At 65.2% G+C, this 18,004-nt stretch carries 19 protein-coding genes and 1 riboswitch; of the genes, 14 read left to right on the top strand and 5 right to left on the bottom strand.

All coding sequences use genetic code 11. The annotated features are described in order from the left end of the window. Positions 1 to 216: 216 nt before the first annotated feature. Genes ABOA88_RS19775 through purM form a run of 3 tightly spaced genes read right to left on the bottom strand, consistent with a single transcriptional unit; the run spans position 217 to position 2,647 of the window. Complete coding sequence (locus ABOA88_RS19775; protein ID WP_043215178.1) at positions 217 to 927, bottom strand: DUF3108 domain-containing protein; 711 nt, start codon at positions 925 to 927, stop codon at positions 217 to 219. Between the two features lie 8 nt (positions 928 to 935). After that, a complete protein-coding gene (gene purN / locus ABOA88_RS19770) occupies positions 936 to 1,589 on the bottom strand; it encodes a phosphoribosylglycinamide formyltransferase (RefSeq protein ID WP_196169590.1) in 654 nt (217 codons plus the stop codon). Then, positions 1,589 to 2,647 (bottom strand): phosphoribosylformylglycinamidine cyclo-ligase, encoded by a 1,059-nt coding sequence (gene purM, locus ABOA88_RS19765; protein ID WP_196169589.1) that lies wholly within the window; start codon positions 2,645 to 2,647, stop codon positions 1,589 to 1,591. The genes purN and purM overlap by 1 nt, the downstream gene beginning before the upstream one ends. 343 nt (positions 2,648 to 2,990) lie before the next feature. On the opposite strand from purM, the gene ABOA88_RS19760 reads away from it, so the two are divergent. From ABOA88_RS19760 to ABOA88_RS19740, 5 genes are all read left to right on the top strand, one after another. After that, positions 2,991 to 4,046 carry a DUF2066 domain-containing protein gene (locus tag ABOA88_RS19760; RefSeq protein ID WP_367851105.1) on the top strand — a complete coding sequence of 352 codons (1,056 nt, stop codon included), beginning with the start codon at positions 2,991 to 2,993 and terminating at the stop codon, positions 4,044 to 4,046. A gap of 12 nt (positions 4,047 to 4,058) precedes the next feature. After that, on the top strand, positions 4,059 to 5,132 hold the full coding sequence (locus ABOA88_RS19755) for an AI-2E family transporter (protein ID WP_367851106.1): 1,074 nt from the start codon (positions 4,059 to 4,061) through the stop codon (positions 5,130 to 5,132). A gap of 192 nt (positions 5,133 to 5,324) precedes the next feature. Beyond that, positions 5,325 to 6,029: a DnaA regulatory inactivator Hda gene (hda, locus tag ABOA88_RS19750; protein WP_070091725.1), complete on the top strand. Its 705-nt coding sequence runs from the start codon at positions 5,325 to 5,327 to the stop codon at positions 6,027 to 6,029. Positions 6,030 to 6,154: 125 nt separating this feature from the next. Next, the gene (locus ABOA88_RS19745; protein WP_196169586.1) at positions 6,155 to 6,793 is read left to right on the top strand and encodes a C40 family peptidase; all 639 of its coding nucleotides are present in this window, start codon (positions 6,155 to 6,157) and stop codon (positions 6,791 to 6,793) included. A gap of 141 nt (positions 6,794 to 6,934) precedes the next feature. Continuing rightward, complete coding sequence (locus ABOA88_RS19740) at positions 6,935 to 7,471, top strand: C40 family peptidase (protein ID WP_196169585.1); 537 nt, start codon at positions 6,935 to 6,937, stop codon at positions 7,469 to 7,471. Positions 7,472 to 7,478: 7 nt separating this feature from the next. Here the strand turns inward: ABOA88_RS19740 and ABOA88_RS19735 are convergent, their stop codons facing one another. After that, positions 7,479 to 8,789 carry a PQQ-dependent sugar dehydrogenase gene (locus ABOA88_RS19735; RefSeq protein ID WP_367851107.1) on the bottom strand — a complete coding sequence of 437 codons (1,311 nt, stop codon included), beginning with the start codon at positions 8,787 to 8,789 and terminating at the stop codon, positions 7,479 to 7,481. Positions 8,790 to 8,906: 117 nt separating this feature from the next. Beyond that, positions 8,907 to 9,485 (bottom strand): hypothetical protein, encoded by a 579-nt coding sequence (locus ABOA88_RS19730; protein WP_070572971.1) that lies wholly within the window; start codon positions 9,483 to 9,485, stop codon positions 8,907 to 8,909. Positions 9,486 to 9,624: 139 nt separating this feature from the next. Next, a riboswitch (cobalamin riboswitch) is annotated at positions 9,625 to 9,848 on the top strand. A 122-nt stretch (positions 9,849 to 9,970) separates the two neighbouring features. Here ABOA88_RS19730 and cobO point away from each other — a divergent pair. Genes cobO through cobC form a run of 9 tightly spaced genes read left to right on the top strand, consistent with a single transcriptional unit; the run spans position 9,971 to position 18,003 of the window. Then, a complete protein-coding gene (gene cobO, locus ABOA88_RS19725) occupies positions 9,971 to 10,582 on the top strand; it encodes a cob(I)yrinic acid a,c-diamide adenosyltransferase (RefSeq protein WP_043215681.1) in 612 nt (203 codons plus the stop codon). Further along, complete coding sequence (locus ABOA88_RS19720) at positions 10,579 to 11,874, top strand: cobyrinate a,c-diamide synthase (protein ID WP_367851108.1); 1,296 nt, start codon at positions 10,579 to 10,581, stop codon at positions 11,872 to 11,874. Before cobO ends, ABOA88_RS19720 begins: the two co-directional genes overlap by 4 nt. Next, entirely contained in the window at positions 11,871 to 12,521 is a 651-nt protein-coding gene (bluB, locus tag ABOA88_RS19715) for a 5,6-dimethylbenzimidazole synthase (RefSeq protein WP_367851109.1), read from the top strand. Before ABOA88_RS19720 ends, bluB begins: the two co-directional genes overlap by 4 nt. After that, entirely contained in the window at positions 12,518 to 13,426 is a 909-nt protein-coding gene (gene cbiB / locus ABOA88_RS19710) for an adenosylcobinamide-phosphate synthase CbiB (RefSeq protein WP_196169580.1), read from the top strand. Before bluB ends, cbiB begins: the two co-directional genes overlap by 4 nt. Further along, complete coding sequence (cobD, locus tag ABOA88_RS19705; RefSeq protein ID WP_367851110.1) at positions 13,419 to 14,411, top strand: threonine-phosphate decarboxylase CobD; 993 nt, start codon at positions 13,419 to 13,421, stop codon at positions 14,409 to 14,411. Before cbiB ends, cobD begins: the two co-directional genes overlap by 8 nt. Then, positions 14,408 to 15,862, top strand: coding sequence for a cobyric acid synthase (locus tag ABOA88_RS19700; protein WP_367851111.1), 1,455 nt, complete (start codon positions 14,408 to 14,410; stop codon positions 15,860 to 15,862). The genes cobD and ABOA88_RS19700 overlap by 4 nt, the downstream gene beginning before the upstream one ends. Position 15,863: 1 nt before the next feature. Next, on the top strand, positions 15,864 to 16,385 hold the full coding sequence (gene cobU / locus ABOA88_RS19695) for a bifunctional adenosylcobinamide kinase/adenosylcobinamide-phosphate guanylyltransferase (RefSeq protein WP_196169577.1): 522 nt from the start codon (positions 15,864 to 15,866) through the stop codon (positions 16,383 to 16,385). After that, complete coding sequence (gene cobT, locus ABOA88_RS19690; RefSeq protein ID WP_196169576.1) at positions 16,382 to 17,437, top strand: nicotinate-nucleotide--dimethylbenzimidazole phosphoribosyltransferase; 1,056 nt, start codon at positions 16,382 to 16,384, stop codon at positions 17,435 to 17,437. The genes cobU and cobT overlap by 4 nt, the downstream gene beginning before the upstream one ends. Then, positions 17,434 to 18,003 (top strand): alpha-ribazole phosphatase family protein, encoded by a 570-nt coding sequence (cobC, locus tag ABOA88_RS19685; RefSeq protein ID WP_367851112.1) that lies wholly within the window; start codon positions 17,434 to 17,436, stop codon positions 18,001 to 18,003. Before cobT ends, cobC begins: the two co-directional genes overlap by 4 nt. Position 18,004 lies beyond the last annotated feature (1 nt).

Raw genomic sequence — 18,004 nt, 5'->3', positions numbered from 1 at the left:
GCTGCGGCAACGTGTCGCAGGCCTTCTTTATAGAGTTAGTTAGCAGGCTAAGTAAATAAAACGACGATGAAACAAAGTTCATGAAGGGCTGTTTGCAGCTAAACCCGCTCCCAAAGGTAAAACAGTGTTTGTTGGAAGCGGGTTTGCCCGCAAGCCGGCGGGACCGGCAACAAAAAGCCCCGCACTAGGCGGGGCTTCGGGGGCTCACAACGGTGATCAGTTGCCTTTCACCGACTTGCCGTCGACCGTGCCATCCTGCAGCACGATCACGTATTCCTTGCCATCGGTCTCGACCTGGCGCAATTGCACCAGCAGGTAGTCCCACTCCTTGGCGAACCACAGCTCGGTGATGCGCTTGCTCTGGCTCGGATCGCGGACGCGCTCGACCTTCACGGCATCGACCTGGCCGGTCTTGGTGGTGACTTTCTCGGTACCGAGCACGCGGAAGTCATAGGTGTCGATCTCGTCACCGTCGACGACCTGGTAGGTCATGCTCTTCTTGCCTGCGGCCACGTCATGCTGCAGGGCCAGCTGGTAGGACGATTTGTCCAGCACGCCGCGGTTGAGCGGCAGGTTGATCGCATCGCCACGGTCGGTGCCGGTGACCTTCTTGCTGTTCCAGTCGAAATCCAGATCGACTTTCTTCGCCTTGCCCAGGCCGCCGCGCTCGAAGTGATACTTCTGCGGCAGCAGGGTGTCGTTGTCCAGGCGCAGGGTACTTTGCTCGGTCAGGCTGGCGATCATCATGGACGCCTTGAAGTTCAGGCTCCAGGTACCGTTGGCGTTTTTTTCCAGGCTGCGCTCGGCGGTGCCGCTCATGGGCAGCTGCTTCCAGTCGGCGGTGTAGCTGGCCGAGAAAGGCTTCAGATCAGCTGCCTGGAGGGGCAGGGCGAGCACGGCGAGAGCCAAGAGCAGGGCACGACGCATAAATTCTCCTAGGGTCGAATCAAGTGACCGCTGGCCGCCAGGGGCTGGCCATCCAGTAGTGCGCCTTGTTCGCCCAGACGCAAGCGTCCTTCGGCGAACCAGCGCACCGCCAGCGGGTAGATCTGGTGTTCCTGGCGATGAACGCGCTGTGCCAGGCTGTCGGGTGTGTCGCCTGGCTCCACCGGTACCACTGCCTGTACGACCAGAGGGCCGCCATCGAGTTCCTCGGTGACGAAGTGTACGCTGCAACCATGCTCCGCGTCGCCCGCCTCCAGCGCACGCTGATGGGTGTGCAGGCCCTTGTACTTGGGTAGCAGCGACGGGTGGATGTTGAGCAGGCGGCCCTGGTAGTGGCGTACAAAGCCGCTACTGAGGATGCGCATGAAGCCCGCCAGCACCACCAGATCAGGCTCGAAGCCGTCGATCAGTGCCATCAGCGCCGCGTCGAAGGCTTCACGATCATCGAAGCCACCGTGCGCGAGCACGGCGGTCTCGATGCCCGCTGCCTGGGCCCGTTGCAGGCCATAGGCATCGGCGCGATTGGAGATCACGCCACGGATGCGCACCGGGCTGTCTTCGCCACGGCTGTTGTCGATCAGCGCTTGCAGGTTGCTGCCGGAGCCCGACAGCAGTACCACGACATTGCAGGTCTTGCTTGGCATCAGTGCGCCTTGAGGTTCTGCAGTTCGACCTGGGCGGCGCCAGCCGGCGCTTCGGCGATGCGGCCGATGACCCATGGCTGTTCACCGGCGTCACGCAGCACTTGCAGGGCGCTGTCGACCTTGTCCTGGGCCACGCAGATGACCATGCCCACGCCGCAGTTCAGCACGCGGTGCATCTCGTGCTCGTCGACGTTGCCTTTTTCCTGCAGGAAGTCGAATACCGCCGGGCGCTGCCAGCTGGCTACGTCGATGATGGCCTGGGCGTTGTCGGGCAGGACGCGTGGGATGTTGTCCAGCAGACCGCCGCCGGTGATGTGGGCCATCGCCTTGACCGCGCCAGTGTCCTTGATCAGCTTGAGCAGCGGCTTGACGTAGATGCGGGTCGGGGCCATCAGCAGGTCGGCCAGAGGCTTGCCGTCGAGCTGGGTGTTTTCGATGTCGGTGCCGGAGACTTCGAGGATCTTGCGGATCAGCGAGTAGCCGTTGGAATGCGGGCCGGAGGATGGCAGGGCGATCAGGGCGTCGCCGGTGACGACCTTGGAGCCGTCGATGATTTCGGATTTTTCCACCACACCGACGCAGAAGCCGGCCAGGTCGTAGTCCTCGCCTTCATACATGCCAGGCATCTCGGCGGTTTCACCACCGACCAGGGAGCAGCCGGCCAGTTCGCAGCCGGCGCCAATGCCGGTGACCACGGTGGCGGCCACGTCGACGTTGAGCTTGCCAGTGGCGTAGTAGTCGAGGAAGAACAGCGGTTCGGCACCGCAGACCACCAGGTCGTTGACGCACATGGCGACCAGGTCCTGGCCGATGCTGTCGTGCTTGTTCAGGTTCAGTGCCAGGCGCAGCTTGGTGCCGACGCCGTCGGTGCCGGAGACCAGAACCGGCTGCTTGTAGCCGGCCGGGATCTCGCAAAGGGCGCCGAAGCCGCCCAGGCCACCCATGACTTCAGGGCGTGCGGTGCGCTTGGCCACGCCCTTGATGCGTTCGACCAGTGCTTCGCCGGCGTCGATGTCTACACCGGCGTCCTTGTAGCTCAGGGAGGGTTGCTTGCTCATTGATCCAGGCCTTTAAGAGGGAGGGATTCGGGAAAACGACCGCGACGGCCAAGGCCGGCTCGAAGGGCGGCGGCTGCCTGAACGTCACTGGTCTGCGAAGGCGCGCGATTTTATCAGGGTTGCCGGGCAGCGGCCATCCTCAGGCCGACGGGCAGGCCGGGAATCTGGCAAAAAACATCCTTTCACAGGCCGCGACTGGTTGCCGCGCCAGTGCCTGTATAAGGTAATAGCAATGGCGGCGGGCCGAATCTGTCCGGCATGGCGGAGCGTTTTGCGCGGTGTCGTGGTCACAGCAGCAGGTTCGGGGCTCGGTGCCCCTTGGTCATCTGGACAGGAATCCTCCATGCGTTTTCTCAATTACCTGGCTGGCGCCTGCCTGGTCGCGGGCAGTGTCGTCGCACAGGCCGAGCCGGTCTCCGGGCTCTACCAGGTCCGTGAACCGATCGAAGGGCAGGGCAGCGAAGCCCGCGCCCAAGCCACTGGCAAGGCCCTGGATACACTGGTGCTGCGCCTGACCGGCGATCCCAAGGCCGCGCAAAGCCCAGCTCTGGCAGCCCTGCGCAAGGACCCGCAACAAATCATCAACCAGGTGGGCTCCGAAGCCGGTCCGCCTGAAACCCTGTTGGTGGAGTTCGACCCAGGCAGCACCGAGCGTGCCCTACGCCAGGCCGGCTTGGCTCTGTGGGGCAGCAACCGTCCCTCGATACTCGGCTGGTGGCTGAACGACAGTGCCGAGGGCAGCAACCTGGTCGGCGATGGCCAGTCGACGGCTGCGCCACTGCGCCGCGCCGCCCAGCACCGAGGTTTGCCGCTGCGCCTGCCTTTGGCCGATCTGCAGGAGCAACTGGTCGCCACCGCCAAGCAGCTCGAAGGCAGCGACCCTGCGCCGCTGCGCGAGGCATCCGAGCGCTACGGCGCCGATGCGTTGCTGGCTGTGCATGCCCACGAGGCCGATGGCAAGTGGCAGGGCAAATGGCAGTTGTGGCTGGGCGACCAGCGTGAGCAAGGCACTGCCGAAGGCGCCGACCAGGCCGCCCTGGCCGATGCGGTGATGCTGGCGATCAGCACGCGTCTGGCACCGCGCTACGTCACCCGCCCGGGCGCCAGCAGCGAGCTGCAACTGCAGGTGCAGGGCATGAACCTGCAGCATTATGCAGAGCTCAGTCGGGTACTCGAACCCTACGCCCCGCGTTTGCGGCAAGTCGACGGCGGTACCCTGACCTACAGCGTCACCGGTAACCGCGAACAGTTGCGTGCTCAACTGGGGCTGGCCAAGTTGCAGGAGTTGCCCCCTGAGCAGACCTCTGCTCCGGCACCTGCTCCGGCGGCAGATGGACAACCCGCCGCCGCCCAGCCGGCTGCGCCCAAGCCGTTCGACGGCCTGCGTTTTCGCTGGTAAGGAGTGCCAGGCATGATCGAAGTTCGCCGTTGGGCGTGGCTGGGTGTGGCGCTGCTGGTCGCTGCGCTGCTTTATTTCCTGCACAACATCTTGTCGCCGTTTTTGGTAGGCATTCTTTTAGCGTATCTGGCCGACCCGCTGGTCGATCGGCTGGAGCGCATGGGGCTGTCGCGCACCTGGGGCGTGGTGGTGGTGTTCAGCCTGTTCACGCTCATTTTCCTGGCCTTGCTGCTGGTGCTGGTTCCGATGCTGGCCAAGCAGCTGGTGCGCCTGTACGAACTGACACCACAGATGCTCGACTGGTTGCAGCATGTCGCCTTGCCCTGGGTGCAGAGCCGCCTGGGCCTGGCCGATGGGTTCTGGAAGTTCGACAAGATCAAGGCCGCCATCGGTGCGCACATGGGCCAGACCACCGATATCGTCGGCATGCTGTTGTCCCAGGCCACTGCCTCGGGCTTGGCATTGCTCGCCTGGCTGGCCAATCTGGTGTTGATTCCGGTGGTGGGCTTCTACCTGCTGCGCGATTGGGACCTGATGATGGCCAAGCTGCGCAGCCTGCTGCCGCGCCAGCGTGAGCACCAGGTGATGGGGCTGGCGGGCGAGTGCCATGAAGTGCTGGGGGCGTTCGTGCGTGGTCAGTTGCTGGTAATGCTGGCGCTGGGCTTGATCTATGCCGGTGGTCTGATGCTGGTGGGCCTGGAGCTGGGCTTGTTGATCGGCCTGTTGGCAGGGCTTGCGGCCATCGTGCCCTACATGGGCTTCATCATTGGTATTGGTGCGGCCTTGGTCGCCGGTCTATTCCAGTTTGGCGGCGACCTGTACCCGATGTTGGGCATCGTTGCGGTGTTCATGGTCGGCCAGGCCCTCGAGGGGATGGTGCTCACGCCCCTGCTGGTGGGCGATCGAATCGGGCTGCACCCGGTGGCGGTGATTTTCGCCATCCTGGCCGGGGGCGAGCTGTTCGGCTTTACCGGTGTGCTGCTCGCGCTGCCTGTGGCGGCGGTGATCATGGTGCTGTTGCGCCATGTGCACGACCTTTACAAGGAGTCGGATATGTATGCGGGGGATATCGATCCGGAGCTTTGAGGTGAGGGGGCCGCTTTGCGGCCCTTTTCATGTACAAAGGGTGCGATGGGCGTCAAACGGTAAAGTGCTCTCGCAACCCCTTGATTTTCCTTATGCTCTTACCCTCGCGCATTGTGCCGCTCGCGCTGCGGGTATAGACTTTGCACACTGTTCACCAAAGGCCCCCTGTGGTCCTCGCGACCGCCCGCCAGCATGAAACCGATCCAGTTGCCCCTGGGTGTGCGCCTGCGCGATGACGCCACCTTCATCAACTATTATCCGGGCGCCAATGCCGCGGCATTGGGCTACGTCGAGCGGCTTTGCGAAGCCGACGCCGGCTGGACCGAGAGCCTCATCTACCTGTGGGGCAAACAGGGCGTGGGTCGTACCCATCTACTCCAGGCCGCCACCCACCGCTTCCAGCAGTTGGGTGAACCTGCGGTCTACCTTCCTCTGGCACAACTGCTCGACCGCGGCGTGGAACTGCTCGATTACCTGGAGCAGTACGAGCTGGTGTGCATCGACGATCTCCATGTCATCGCGGGCAAGGCGGATTGGGAAGAGTCCATGTTCCATCTGTTCAACCGACTGCGCGATAGCGGTCGACGCCTGTTGCTCGCGGCCTCCGCCTCACCGCGCGAGCTGCCGATCAAACTTCCTGACCTCAAGTCCCGGCTGACTTTGGCGCTGATCTTCCAGATGCGCGGGTTGTCCGACGAGGACAAACTGCGCGCTTTGCAACTGCGTGCTTCCCGGCGCGGTCTGCACCTGACCGATGAGGTCGGTCACTTCATCCTGACCCGCGGTGCGCGCAGCATGAGCGCGCTGTTCGACCTGCTCGAGCGTCTCGACCAGGCATCGCTTCAGGCCCAGCGCAAGCTGACCATTCCGTTTCTCAAGGAAACCCTGGGCTGGTAGGCCCGAAAAGCACGGCCCAGAGCCCGAAAACAGAAAAGTCACATTTTTTTCGATAAAATTTGCAAATGGCCATGATAGAGGGCATAGTCTCACCCTTCTAAAGGATTACAGACACGGTCGTGCCCATGCTGAAGCGCTTCGCACCCCTCGTGCCACTTGCACTCGTGACCCTGCTTTTTGGCTGCGCCTCCCAAGGCCCCGTTTCCCAGCCGCAGGATCAACACTCGATCGCCGCGCATTCCGCGAGCCTGATCAAACCCTCCGCCTCTTCCGTCTTCGGAGAAGAGTCGCTGGCCACTGAAGAAGACCTGGAAGCCTTTTCCAGCAACAGCAAGCCCTACGAGCTGCCAGCCCTGGCCGACAGCATCCTGGAGCGTGGCATGTCGCTGATCGGCACCCGTTACCGTTTTGGCGGTACTTCGGAGAAGTCCGGCTTCGATTGCAGCGGTTTCATTGGCTATCTGTTCCGCGAAGAAGCCGGCCTGAACCTGCCGCGTTCGACGCGTGAAATGATCAACGTCGATGCGCCGAAGGTGTCCCGCAACAAGCTCAAGCCTGGCGACCTGCTGTTCTTCAGCACCAACGGGCGTGGCCGTGTCAGCCATGCCGGTATCTACCTGGGTGACAACCAGTTCATCCACTCCAGCAGCCGCCGCAGCGGCGGTGTACGCATCGACAGCCTTGGCGATCGTTACTGGAGCAAGACCTTCATTGAAGCCAAGCGTGCCTTGGCGATGGCGCCGACCACAATCTCGCGCAACTGATATCAAAATGATGTACCCTGCCGCGGCGGCGATGCTGAAAAGCTCGCCGCCGTGCGCATTTACAGAAAGCGTCTAATCTAATTTCTCACCACTTTTTGGCTTCGGCTGCGGCCGAACGGTTCCAGACAGGATGTTCTGACCATGGCGATGTTGGCGCGCTTCGCATTCCTTTCCCTGGCAGCACTGCTCACGGCCTGCTCCAGCCATGCTCCGGCACCGGCTCCGGTGGTCAAGCCGAACGTCATTTTCAATCAGCAAGCCTCGTCTTCGCCCATGGCCGAGGACGTGCTATTCCGTGCGATCGGCCTGGTAGGCACGCCGTATCGCTGGGGTGGCAACACGCCGGATTCGGGGTTCGATTGCAGTGGCCTGATCGGCTACGTTTACCGGGATGCCGCCGGGATCAGCCTGCCGCGTTCGACCCGCGAGATGATCGTCATGCGTGCGCCCAATGTGGACATCAATGCCCTGCAGTCCGGAGACCTGGTGTTCTTCGCCACCAGCGGTGGGTCGCAGGTCAGCCACGCCGGAATCTACGTGGGGGAAGGGCGTTTCGTGCATGCACCGTCCACAGGCGGCACGGTGCGCCTGGATTACCTCTCCAACAGCTACTGGTCCCGGGCCTACCTGCAGGCCAAACGCGTATTGCCAAGCGGGCATCTGGCTCAGAACCCCTGAGCTGGGCTCACTTTCGGCTCACGCGCCAAACCACATTGCCCACATCGTCCGCCACCAAGAGCCCGTCTCGGTCATTGACCACGCCCACCGGGCGTCCCATGGCCTTGCCCTTGCCATCGAGAAAACCGGTCAACAGGTCGATCGGTTTGCCCGCGGGCTTACCCTCGCTGTCGAACGGCACGAAAATCACCTTGTAGCCACTGTGCGGCTTGCGGTTCCAAGACCCGTGCTGGCCCACGAAGGCTCCTTGCTCGAAGGGCGGCGGCAACGCGCCGGTCTGGGCAAACGCCAGGCCCAGCGATGCGGTATGGGCTCCCACCGCGTAGTCCGGCACGATCGCCTGGGCCACTTTGCCAGGGTCCTTTGGCTCGACCCGTTGATCCACATGCTGCCCGTAGTAACTGAAAGGCCAGCCATAGAAGCCGCCGTCCTTCACCGAGGTGATGTAGTCGGGCACCAGGTCGCTGCCGATCTCGTCGCGTTCATTGACCGCCGTCCATAGCGCGCCGGTACGGGGCTCCCAGGCCAGCCCGTTGGGGTTGCGCAGGCCTGAGGCGAAGATGCGGTGCTCACCGCTGGCCGGGTCCACCTCCCAGATCGCGGCGCGGCCTTGTTCCTTTTCCAGGCCGTTTTCGCCGACATTGCTGTTTGAACCTACGGTGACGTACAGCTTCTTGCCATCGGGGCTGGCGATGACATTCTTGGTCCAGTGGTGATTCAACGGGCCGCCGGGCAGGTCAGTGACCGGGCGACCTTCGGCGCGGATCTGCATCGCGCCATCCTCGTAGTGAAAGCGCAACAGTCGGTCGGTGTCGGCCACATAGAGGTCCTTGCCCACGAGGGTCATGCCGAAGGGGGAGTTGAGCCCTTCGATGAACGTACTGCGCACCTCGGCGACGCCATCTTGGTCGGCATCGCGCAGCAGGGTGATGCGATTGGCGCTGGGGACCCGGGCGCCGGCACGCTCCATGACCTTGCCCATTACCCAGCCGCGCAGGCCCTTGCCATCCTCGGGCTTGGGCGGGGCATTGGTTTCGGCCACCAGCACATCGCCATTGGGCAGCACATAGAGCCAGCGTGGGTGATCGAGGTCCCTGGCGAAGGCCACCACTTGGGTGCCCGCGGCGGGCGTCGGTGTGGCGCCGTCCGGCCAGCCGATCGCCGGGGCGATGTTGACGGTCGGGATCAGGGTCTTGTTGGGCTCGGGCAGGCGGGGCAAGGGGCCGAAGCCGTCGCTGACCTCCAGGCGCGCGGACTCGCCGCAGGCGCCAAGGCTGGCACTCAGGGCCAGCGCTATCGCGATACGCATCCTGTCCATGCTCGCAATCCTCATTGGCTTGTGAGAATTGAGAGTCGGATGCGTCGGGGTAGGTTCACTCCGGGCGACTGCGCCTAGCGACTGCCGGATGGCTTCCGCGTGGGCTCATCGGCTTGCCTACGCCTGCTTGAGCAACAATGCCACCCCAGGGAAATACTGCCCCAGTTCGTTGTGCAGCGAACGGTAGGCGTAGGGGAAATGCCAGGCGATGGCGCAGGCCGTGTGTTTTTGCAGGTCGTCGACCAGGTCTTGCAGCTCCTCGGGGCTGGCGTGTTGGCCAGCCTTCCAGGGGCTGACGAACAATGCGCCGGCCTTGAGCTGACTGGGGTAGGCGATCGGGCGGGCAAGGGTGGCGGTTTCCTGCAGGGCGGCGGCCAGGTCCAGGCGTGCGATTCGCGGCCAGCGTTGGCTGACATGCAAATGAACGGATTGCTCGGCGGTGCTGATCGACAGGTCGCAACGCCCTTCGCGTTCACCTTCGTCGCGTTGTTTCTTGCTGGGGTAGTGCGCCAGGGCGACCTGTTCGGCCTGCCAGGCGGCGGCTGCAAGCAGCCCGCTGTTGGTGGCCGCGCCGTGCCAGTAGGGCGCCTCGCTGTCGCCATGGACCTGGTTGAAGCGGTCTATGCACTCGATCCAGCCTTCCAAGGCTGGTCGCAGGAACTCCAGGTGCTGGTTGTTGATGATCAGGCCTCGCATGCTGCGCTCTCCTTATTGTTTGATCGCATTGCTGCACACTGATGGCTATGTGATATCACTGCTGCGCGTCCGGCACAAGCCATGAAGTCGAGCATGGCGTCAGGCGCGCTTCATTGACGCTCCCGCCCCAACCCTCTAACCTTCGCGGCGTGTTTCAGGTGCTCTGCCAGCCTTCGGCTGGGCAGGGTGAAACTGGGAAGCCGGTGGGCGCCAGCAAGGCGCGAATCCGGCGCTGCCCCCGCAACGGTAGGTGAGTCAAAGGTCGTGCAGGGCCACTGGATACAGGTATCCGGGAAGGCGCGCGATCCATGGGCCAAGGCCCTGCTCACGAGCCCGGAGACCGGCCTGTCACTGCCAACGGCATCACGGAGGGTGATGCGCGGTGCACCGTGGCCTTCTGCCGCGGCCCCTGCGCGCTCTCCGTCTGCCTGTCTATCGATCTGTCGTCGCCGTCCATGCGCGCCGACAGCCTGCGGAGAATCCTGATGAGCGAATCCACCGAACGCGACGAACGCCACCTGGCGCGCATGCAGCGCAAGAAGGCGATCATCGACGAGCGCATCGCCAATGCCCCCAATGAATGTGGCCTGCTGCTGGTGCTCACCGGCAACGGCAAGGGCAAGAGCAGCTCGGCCTTCGGCATGCTTGCCCGCGCCATGGGGCATGGCATGCAGTGCGGCGTGGTGCAGTTCATCAAGGGCCGCGACAGCACGGGCGAAGAGCTGTTCTTCCGCCGTTTCCCCGAGCAGGTGCGCTACCACGTCATGGGTGAGGGCTTCACCTGGGAGACCCAGGACCGCCAGCGTGACATCGCTGCCGCCGAAGCCGCTTGGGCGGTGTCGCGCCAGCTGTTGCAGGACCCGTCGGTGCAGTTCGTGGTGCTGGACGAGCTGAACATCGCCCTCAAGCACGGCTACCTGGACCTCGACCAAGTGCTGTCGGATCTGCAGGCCCGCCCGCCGATGCAGCACGTGATCGTTACCGGCCGCGCCGCCAAGCCTGAAATGATCGAGCTGGCCGATACCGTCACCGAGATGGGCGTGATCAAGCACGCCTTCCAGGCCGGCATCCGTGCCCAAAAGGGCGTGGAGCTATGAGCCAGACCCGGCAGTGTCCGGCGGTGCTGATCGCGGCACCCGCTTCTGGCCAGGGCAAGACCACGGTCACCGCTGCCCTGGCGCGCCTGCACCGCAACCTTGGCCGCAACGTCCGGGTGTTCAAGTGCGGGCCTGATTTTCTCGACCCGATGATCCTCGAGCGCGCCAGCGGCGCGCCGGTGTACCAACTCGACCTGTGGATGATCGGGGCTGATGAGAGTCGGCGTCTGCTCTGGAAGGCGGCAGGCGATGCCGACCTGATCCTGATAGAAGGGGTCATGGGGTTGTTCGATGGCACGCCATCGAGTGCGGACCTGGCGCGCCACTTCGGCGTGCCGGTGCTGGCGGTGATCGACGGCACAGCCATGGCGCAGACCTTCGGCGCCCTGGCCCTGGGCCTGGCGCACTACCAGCGCGATCTGCCTTTTGCCGGCGTGCTGGCCAACCGGGTCGGCAGTCTGCGTCATGCGCAGTTGCTCGAAGGCAGCCTCACTGAAGGCTTGCGCTGGTATGGCGGGCTGTCCCGCGAGCGCGGCATCGAGCTGCCCAGCCGTCACCTGGGGTTGGTCCAGGCCAGTGAACTCAACGATCTGGACCTGCGCCTGGACGCCGCCGCCCAGGCCCTGGGCGAAAGCTGTGATGCTGCTTTGCCGCCCCCGGTGGCATTCGCAGCACCCGCACCTGCACAGGCGCTAACGTCCCTGGCGGGTGTGCGCATTGGCGTGGCCCGGGATGAAGCTTTTGCCTTTACCTATGGCGCTAACCTCGATTTGTTGCGTGCGCTGGGTGCGGAGTTGGTGTTTTTCTCTCCTGTACACGATCAGGCGTTGCCGTCCGTGGACAGCCTTTACCTGCCTGGCGGCTATCCCGAACTGCACCACCACGCCTTGGCCAGCAACGCGCCGATGCGCGAGGCGATCCGTGCCCATCACGCCCAGGGCAAGCCGTTGCTGGCCGAATGCGGCGGCATGCTCTATTTGCTCGACGCCCTGACCGATGTGGCTGGCGAGCGCGCCGAGCTGCTGGGTCTGCTGCCGGGTGAAGCGGTGATGCAAAAGCGCCTGGCTGCCCTTGCCCTGCAAGCGGTGGAATTGCCGGAGGGCACCTTGCGCGGCCACACCTATCATCACTCCTTGACCGAGACGGCGCTCGAGCCGATCGCCCGAGGCCAGAGCCCCAACGGTGGGCGCGGCAACGAGGCGGTCTATCGGATCGGGCGCCTGACGGCGTCCTACGTACACTTCTATTTCCCCTCCAACCCCGACGCGACGGCGGCGCTGCTGCGACCATGAGCGAACATGCCTTTTCCGCTGCCGAGCGCGCCGCGGTCTACCGCGCCATCGGTGAGCGCCGTGACATGCGCCATTTTGCAGGCGGCGAGGTCGCGCCCGAGCTGCTCGCCCGCCTGCTGGCCGCAGCCCATCAGGCGCCCAGTGTCGGGTTGATGCAGCCCTGGCGCTTTATCCGCATCAGTGATCGCGCCTTGCGTGGCCAGATCCAGGCGCTGGTCGAACAGGAGCGGGCATGCACTGCCCAGGCCCTGGGCGAGCGCTCCGATGAATTCATGAAGCTCAAGGTCGAAGGTATCCAGGATTGTGCGGAGGTATTGGTGGCGGCACTGATGGACCACCGCGAAGCGCACATCTTCGGCCGCAGGACCTTGCCGGAGATGGACCTGGCATCGCTGGCCTGTGCCATTCAGAACCTCTGGCTGGCAGCCCGTGCCGAGGGCCTGGGCATGGGCTGGGTGTCGTTGTTCGACCCGCAGGCGCTGGGCGAGTTGCTGGGCATGCCGGCGGGCGCCAAGCCGGTGGCCGTGCTGTGTCTGGGGCCGGTGGTCGAGTTCTACCCGGCGCCGATGTTGGTGTTGGAGCAGTGGGTCCAGGAGCGGCCGCTGAGTGACATGCTCTATGAGAACCATTGGGGAGAGCGGCAATGAGCGTGGCTTTGCTGACTGTGGCCGGGGTGGCCCTGGATGCCTTGCTGGGTGAGCCGAAACGGCGCCATCCGCTGGTGGGGTTCGGCAGCTTTGCTGCGCGTCTGGAGCAGCGTCTGAACGCGGGCGGTCGGGGTTGGCGCAGCCATGGCGTCAGTGCCTGGCTGCTTGCCGTGGTGCCCTTGACTCTGCTGGCGCTGGTGCTCTCTTGGTTGCCCTTTATCGGCTGGCTGGTGGATGTGCTGGCGCTGTATTGCGCCGTAGGGCTACGCAGCCTGGGCGAGCATGTTCAGCCTGTGGCTGAGGCCCTGCGCCGGGGGGACCTGGACGAGGCGCGGCGACGGGTGGGGTATCTGGTGAGCCGTGAAACCCGTGAGCTGGACGAGCCCGCCGTGGCCCGCGCCGCCACCGAATCGGTGCTGGAGAACGGCAGTGACGCGGTCTTTGCGGCGTTGTTCTGGTTTGTCGTGGCCGGTGCGCCCGGGGTGGTGCTGTATCGCCTGAGCAATACCCTCGATGCCATGTGGGGCTATCGCAACGAACGCTTCGAACGCTTCGGCTGGGCTGCGGCGCGTATCGACGATGCCCTGAACTACATTCCAGCCCGGCTGGTGGCACTGACCTACGCGCTGCTAGGCAAGACCCGCCTGGCCCTGGCCTGCTGGCGCAACCAGGCGCCGTTGTGGGACAGCCCGAATGCCGGCCCGGTGATGGCTGCGGGCGCAGGTGCCCTGGGCGTCGAGCTGGGCGGCCCTGCGGTGTACCACGGCGAGTTGCACGAGCGTGCGCGTCTGGGGGAGGGGCCTGTGGCCGACGCCGAGGCCATCGAGCGCGGTTGGAGTCTGGTGCAGCGCGGGGTATGGCTGTGGTTGCTGGTGATCTGCCTGGGAGCGTATTGGAATGCTTGAACATGGTGGTCGTCTGCTGCGCGCAGTGCGTCAGTACGGCATTGCCCGTGAACACTGGCTGGACCTTTCCAGCGGCATCGCGCCGTGGCCCTACGCCATCCCGGCGATTGCGCTGGAGGCTTGGGCGCGCCTGCCCGAAGTCGAGGACGGCCTCGAGCAGGCAGCGCGCACCTACTACGGCGTCGACCGCCTGCTGGCGGTGGCCGGCTCCCAGGCGGCGATCCAGGCCTTGCCGTCCCTGCGACCGGCCGGGCGGGTTGGCGTGCTCGCGCCTTGCTATGCCGAGCACCCCCACGCCTGGCAGCGTGCAGGGCACCAGGTGGTCGAACTGGCCGATGAGCAGGTCGAGCAGGCCCTGGACAGCCTCGATGTGCTGGTGCTGGTCAACCCCAACAACCCTACGGGGCGGTGCGTACCGCGCGAGCGCTTGCTTGACTGGCACGCCCGCCTGGCGCGTCGTGGCGGTTGGTTGCTGGTCGACGAAGCCTTCATGGACAACACCCCCGCCCAGAGCATCGTCGATTGCGCCGATCGTGCGGGCCTGATCGTGTTGCGCTCGTTTGGCAAGTTCTTTGGCTTGGCGGGGGTGCGACTGGGCTTCGTCATGGCCGAGCAGGCCCTGTTGCAGCGCTTGGCCGAACTGCTCGGCCCCTGGACCATCAGCGGGCCGACGCGGGTCTTGGGGCAGTCTTGCTTCAATGACGCAGCGGCCCATCGCACCCAGATCACCCGTTGTGCCCACGCCAGTCGGCGTCTGGCGGCGCTGCTCGAAGAGGTGGGGCTGATGCCCAGCGGCGGCTGCGATCTGTTCCAGTACGTGCGTACGCCGCGGGCGGCGCACCTGCATGAGTTTCTCGCCCGTCGGGGCATCCTGGTGCGGCTGTTCGAACAGCCCCAGGCCGTGCGCCTGGGGCTGCCGGCCAACGAAGCGGACGAACAGCGCCTGCGCCAGGCCCTGGCGCAATACCAGAAGGAATCGGCATGACCACGCTCATGGTGCAAGGCACCACCTCCGATGCCGGCAAAAGCACGCTGGTCACCGCCCTGTGCCGCTGGCTGTTGCGCCAAGGCATTGGTGTGGTGCCGTTCAAGCCGCAGAACATGGCGCTCAACAGCGCGGTGACCGCCGACGGCGGCGAGATCGGCCGCGCCCAGGCGGTGCAGGCCCAGGCGTGCCGGCTGGCGCCACACACCGACATGAACCCCGTGCTGCTCAAGCCCAACAGCGACACCGGAGCCCAGGTGATCGTCCATGGCCGTGCCGTCACCTGCATGAATGCCGTGGCCTACCACGACTACAAGGCCATCGCCATGCAAGCGGTGTTGCAATCTCACCAACGCCTGAGCACCGCCTACCCGGTGGTGATGGTCGAGGGCGCGGGCTCGCCGGCGGAAATCAACCTGCGTGCGGGTGATATCGCCAACATGGGCTTTGCCGAAGCGGTGGACTGCCCGGTGATTCTGGTGGCGGATATCAATCGTGGCGGGGTGTTCGCCCACCTGGTCGGTACCCTGGAGCTGCTGTCGCCGAGCGAGCAGGCGCGGGTCAAGGGCTTCGTCATCAATCGTTTTCGCGGTGACATCGCCTTGCTGCAGCCGGGCCTGGACTGGCTGGAGCAGCGCACCGGCAAGCCGGTACTGGGCGTGTTGCCGTACGTGACCGACCTGCACCTGGAAGCCGAGGATGCTATCGATGCACGTCAGGCGACCCAGGCCGGTCGCCTGTTCAAGGTGATCGTCCCGGTGCTGCCACGCATCAGCAATCACACCGACTTCGACCCGCTGCGCTTGCACCCGCAGGTCGACCTGCAGTTCATCGGCCCTGGCCAGCCGATCCCCCCGGCGGACCTGATCATCCTGCCCGGCTCCAAGAGCGTGCGGGGCGATCTGGCGCAATTGCGCGCACGCGGCTGGGGCACTGCCATCGCTCGCCACCTGCGCTATGGCGGCAAGGTCATCGGTATCTGTGGCGGGCTGCAGATGCTCGGCCGTGAAGTTCACGACCCGCTCGGCCTGGAAGGCCCGGCAGGCTCAAGCCCGGGGTTGGGCCTGCTGGATTACGTCACGGAGCTGGAAGCTGAAAAGCAACTGCGCAACGTACGCGGCTCCCTGAGCCTGGAGCAGGCTGAGGTCGGGGGGTATGAAATCCACGCAGGCGTCACCCGCGGCCCGGCCCTGGAGCACCCCGCCGTGCTCCTGGAAGATGGCCGTTGTGACGGCGCGATCAGCGCCGACGGACAGGTGCTCGCCACCTACCTGCACGGCCTGTTCGAGGGCAGTCACTCGTGTGCAGCGCTGCTGCGTTGGGCCGGGCTGGAGGATGCCCAGACCATCGACTATGAGGCCTTGCGCGAGCGGGACATCGAGCGTCTGGCCGACCTCGTTGAACAACACCTGGACACCGCGCGCCTGCGCCAACTGTGTGGAGTCGCCTGACATGCGCAACCTGATCCTGGGCGGTGCCCGCTCCGGCAAGAGCCGCCTGGCCGAGCAATTGGCCCAGGCCAGCGGCCTGCCGGTGACCTACATCGCCACCAGCGAGCCGCTGGACGGCGAGATGAACGAACGCGTGCAACTGCATCGCCAACGTCGCCCCGTCGATTGGGCGCTGATCGAAGAGCCCTTGGCCTTGGCCCGCGTGCTGTGTGCCGAAGCCGCCGAAGGACGCTGCCTGCTGGTGGACTGCCTGACCTTATGGCTGACCAACCTGCTGATGCTGGACGACGACACACGCCTGGCCCAGGAGCGTGATGCGCTGCTCGAATGCCTGCGGACACTGCCAGGCACCATTATTCTGGTCAGCAACGAAACCGGCTTGGGTGTGGTGCCCATGGGCGAGCTGACCCGGCGCTACGTCGACCAGGCCGGCTGGCTGCACCAGGCGGTGGCCGAGCGCTGCGAGCGCGTGGTACTGACCGTGGCTGGCCTTCCTCTCATGCTCAAAGGACCCTCCCTATGACTCAACCCTGGTGGCGTGACGCCTGCCAACCTCTCGACAGCACCGCCATGGACCTGGCCCGTGCCCGTCAGCAGCAACTGACCAAGCCGGCGGGTTCGCTCGGCCAACTCGAAGGCCTGGCTGTGCAACTGGCGGGCCTGCAAGGCCGCGAACGACCGAGCCTGGAACGGGTGGTCATCACGATCTTCGCAGGCGACCACGGTGTGGTGGAGGAGGGCATCTCCGCGTATCCACAAGCGGTGACCGGCCAGATGCTGCGCAATTTCGTCGGTGGTGGCGCGGCGATCAGCGTACTGGCGCGCCAACTCCAGGCCACTTTGGACGTGGTCGATCTGGGCACCATCGACCTTGAGCTTGCCTTGCCTGGGGTGCGCCACCTGCGCCTGGGCGCCGGCACCGCCAACTTCGCCCGCCAACCGGCGATGACCGAGGCGCAATGGCAGGCGGCACTCGCCGCCGGGCGCGACAGTGCGTTGCGTGCCGCCGAGCAGGGCGCCATGTTGTTCATTGGTGGCGAAATGGGCATCGGCAACACCACCGCCGCAGCTGCGTTGGCCAGTGTCTTGCTGGACTGCTCGGCGCAGTCGCTGAGCGGCCCGGGTACTGGTCTGGATGCTGTCGGCGTGCGGCACAAGGCGCAGGTGATCGAACGCGCCCTGGCGCTGCACGGCTTGCGTGCCGACGACCCGCTGCAGGCCCTGGCCTGTGTCGGTGGTTTTGAAATCGCCGCGCTGGCAGGTGCTTATCTGGCCTGTGCCCAGCAGGGCGTGGCGGTGTTGGTGGACGGCTTCATCTGCAGTGTCGCTGCCCTGGTGGCGGTGCGCCTGAACCCTGATTGCCGACCTTGGCTGCTGTTCGCTCACCAGGGCGCGGAGCCGGGACATCGTGCCCTGCTAGAAGCGCTGCAAGCCACCCCGTTGCTGGCCCTGGGCCTGCGGCTGGGCGAGGGCAGTGGTGCGGCATTGGCCGTGCCGCTGATGCGTCTGGCCTGCGCCCTGCACGGGCAGATGGCGACCTTCGCCGAGGCCGCGGTGGCGGACCGCTCGGCATGAGGCTCGACCTGCTACGCCACGGCGAAACCGAATTGGGCGGTGGCCTGCGCGGTAGCCTGGACGACGCCTTGACCGAGCGCGGCTGGGCGCAGATGCGCGAGGCGGTAGCCGAGGCGGGGCCCTGGGACGTGCTGGTCAGTTCCCCGCTGCGTCGCTGCGCACAGTTTGCCGATGAGCTCGGCGCGCGACTGGCGTTGCCGGTGCAACGCGAGGCTGGCGTGCGTGAGCTGCATTTCGGGGATTGGGAAGGGCGTAGCGCCGCGCAGATCATGCAGGAGCAAGCTGATGACCTGGGGCGCTTCTGGGCCGACCCGTACGGTTACACGCCGCCCAATGGCGAGCCAGTGAGTGCATTTGCCGAGCGGGTGCTTGCGGTCGTCGACGACTTGGGCAGGCAGCACCTGGGAAAGCGCGTGTTGATGGTCACCCATGGCGGTGTGATGCGGCTGCTGCTGGCGCGTGCCCGCGGCCTGCCGCGTGAACAGCTGCTTCAAGTCGAGGTCGGGCACGGGGCGTTGCGGCGCTTGCGCCTGGCGAGCGATGGCCAGTTGAGTGAGGAGGGCTGAA

This window comes from Pseudomonas sp. PKS (genome assembly GCF_051913525.1).
Taxonomy (GTDB): domain Bacteria; phylum Pseudomonadota; class Gammaproteobacteria; order Pseudomonadales; family Pseudomonadaceae; genus Aquipseudomonas; species Aquipseudomonas guariconensis_D.
This window is presented reverse-complemented; position numbering and strand designations above follow the sequence as displayed.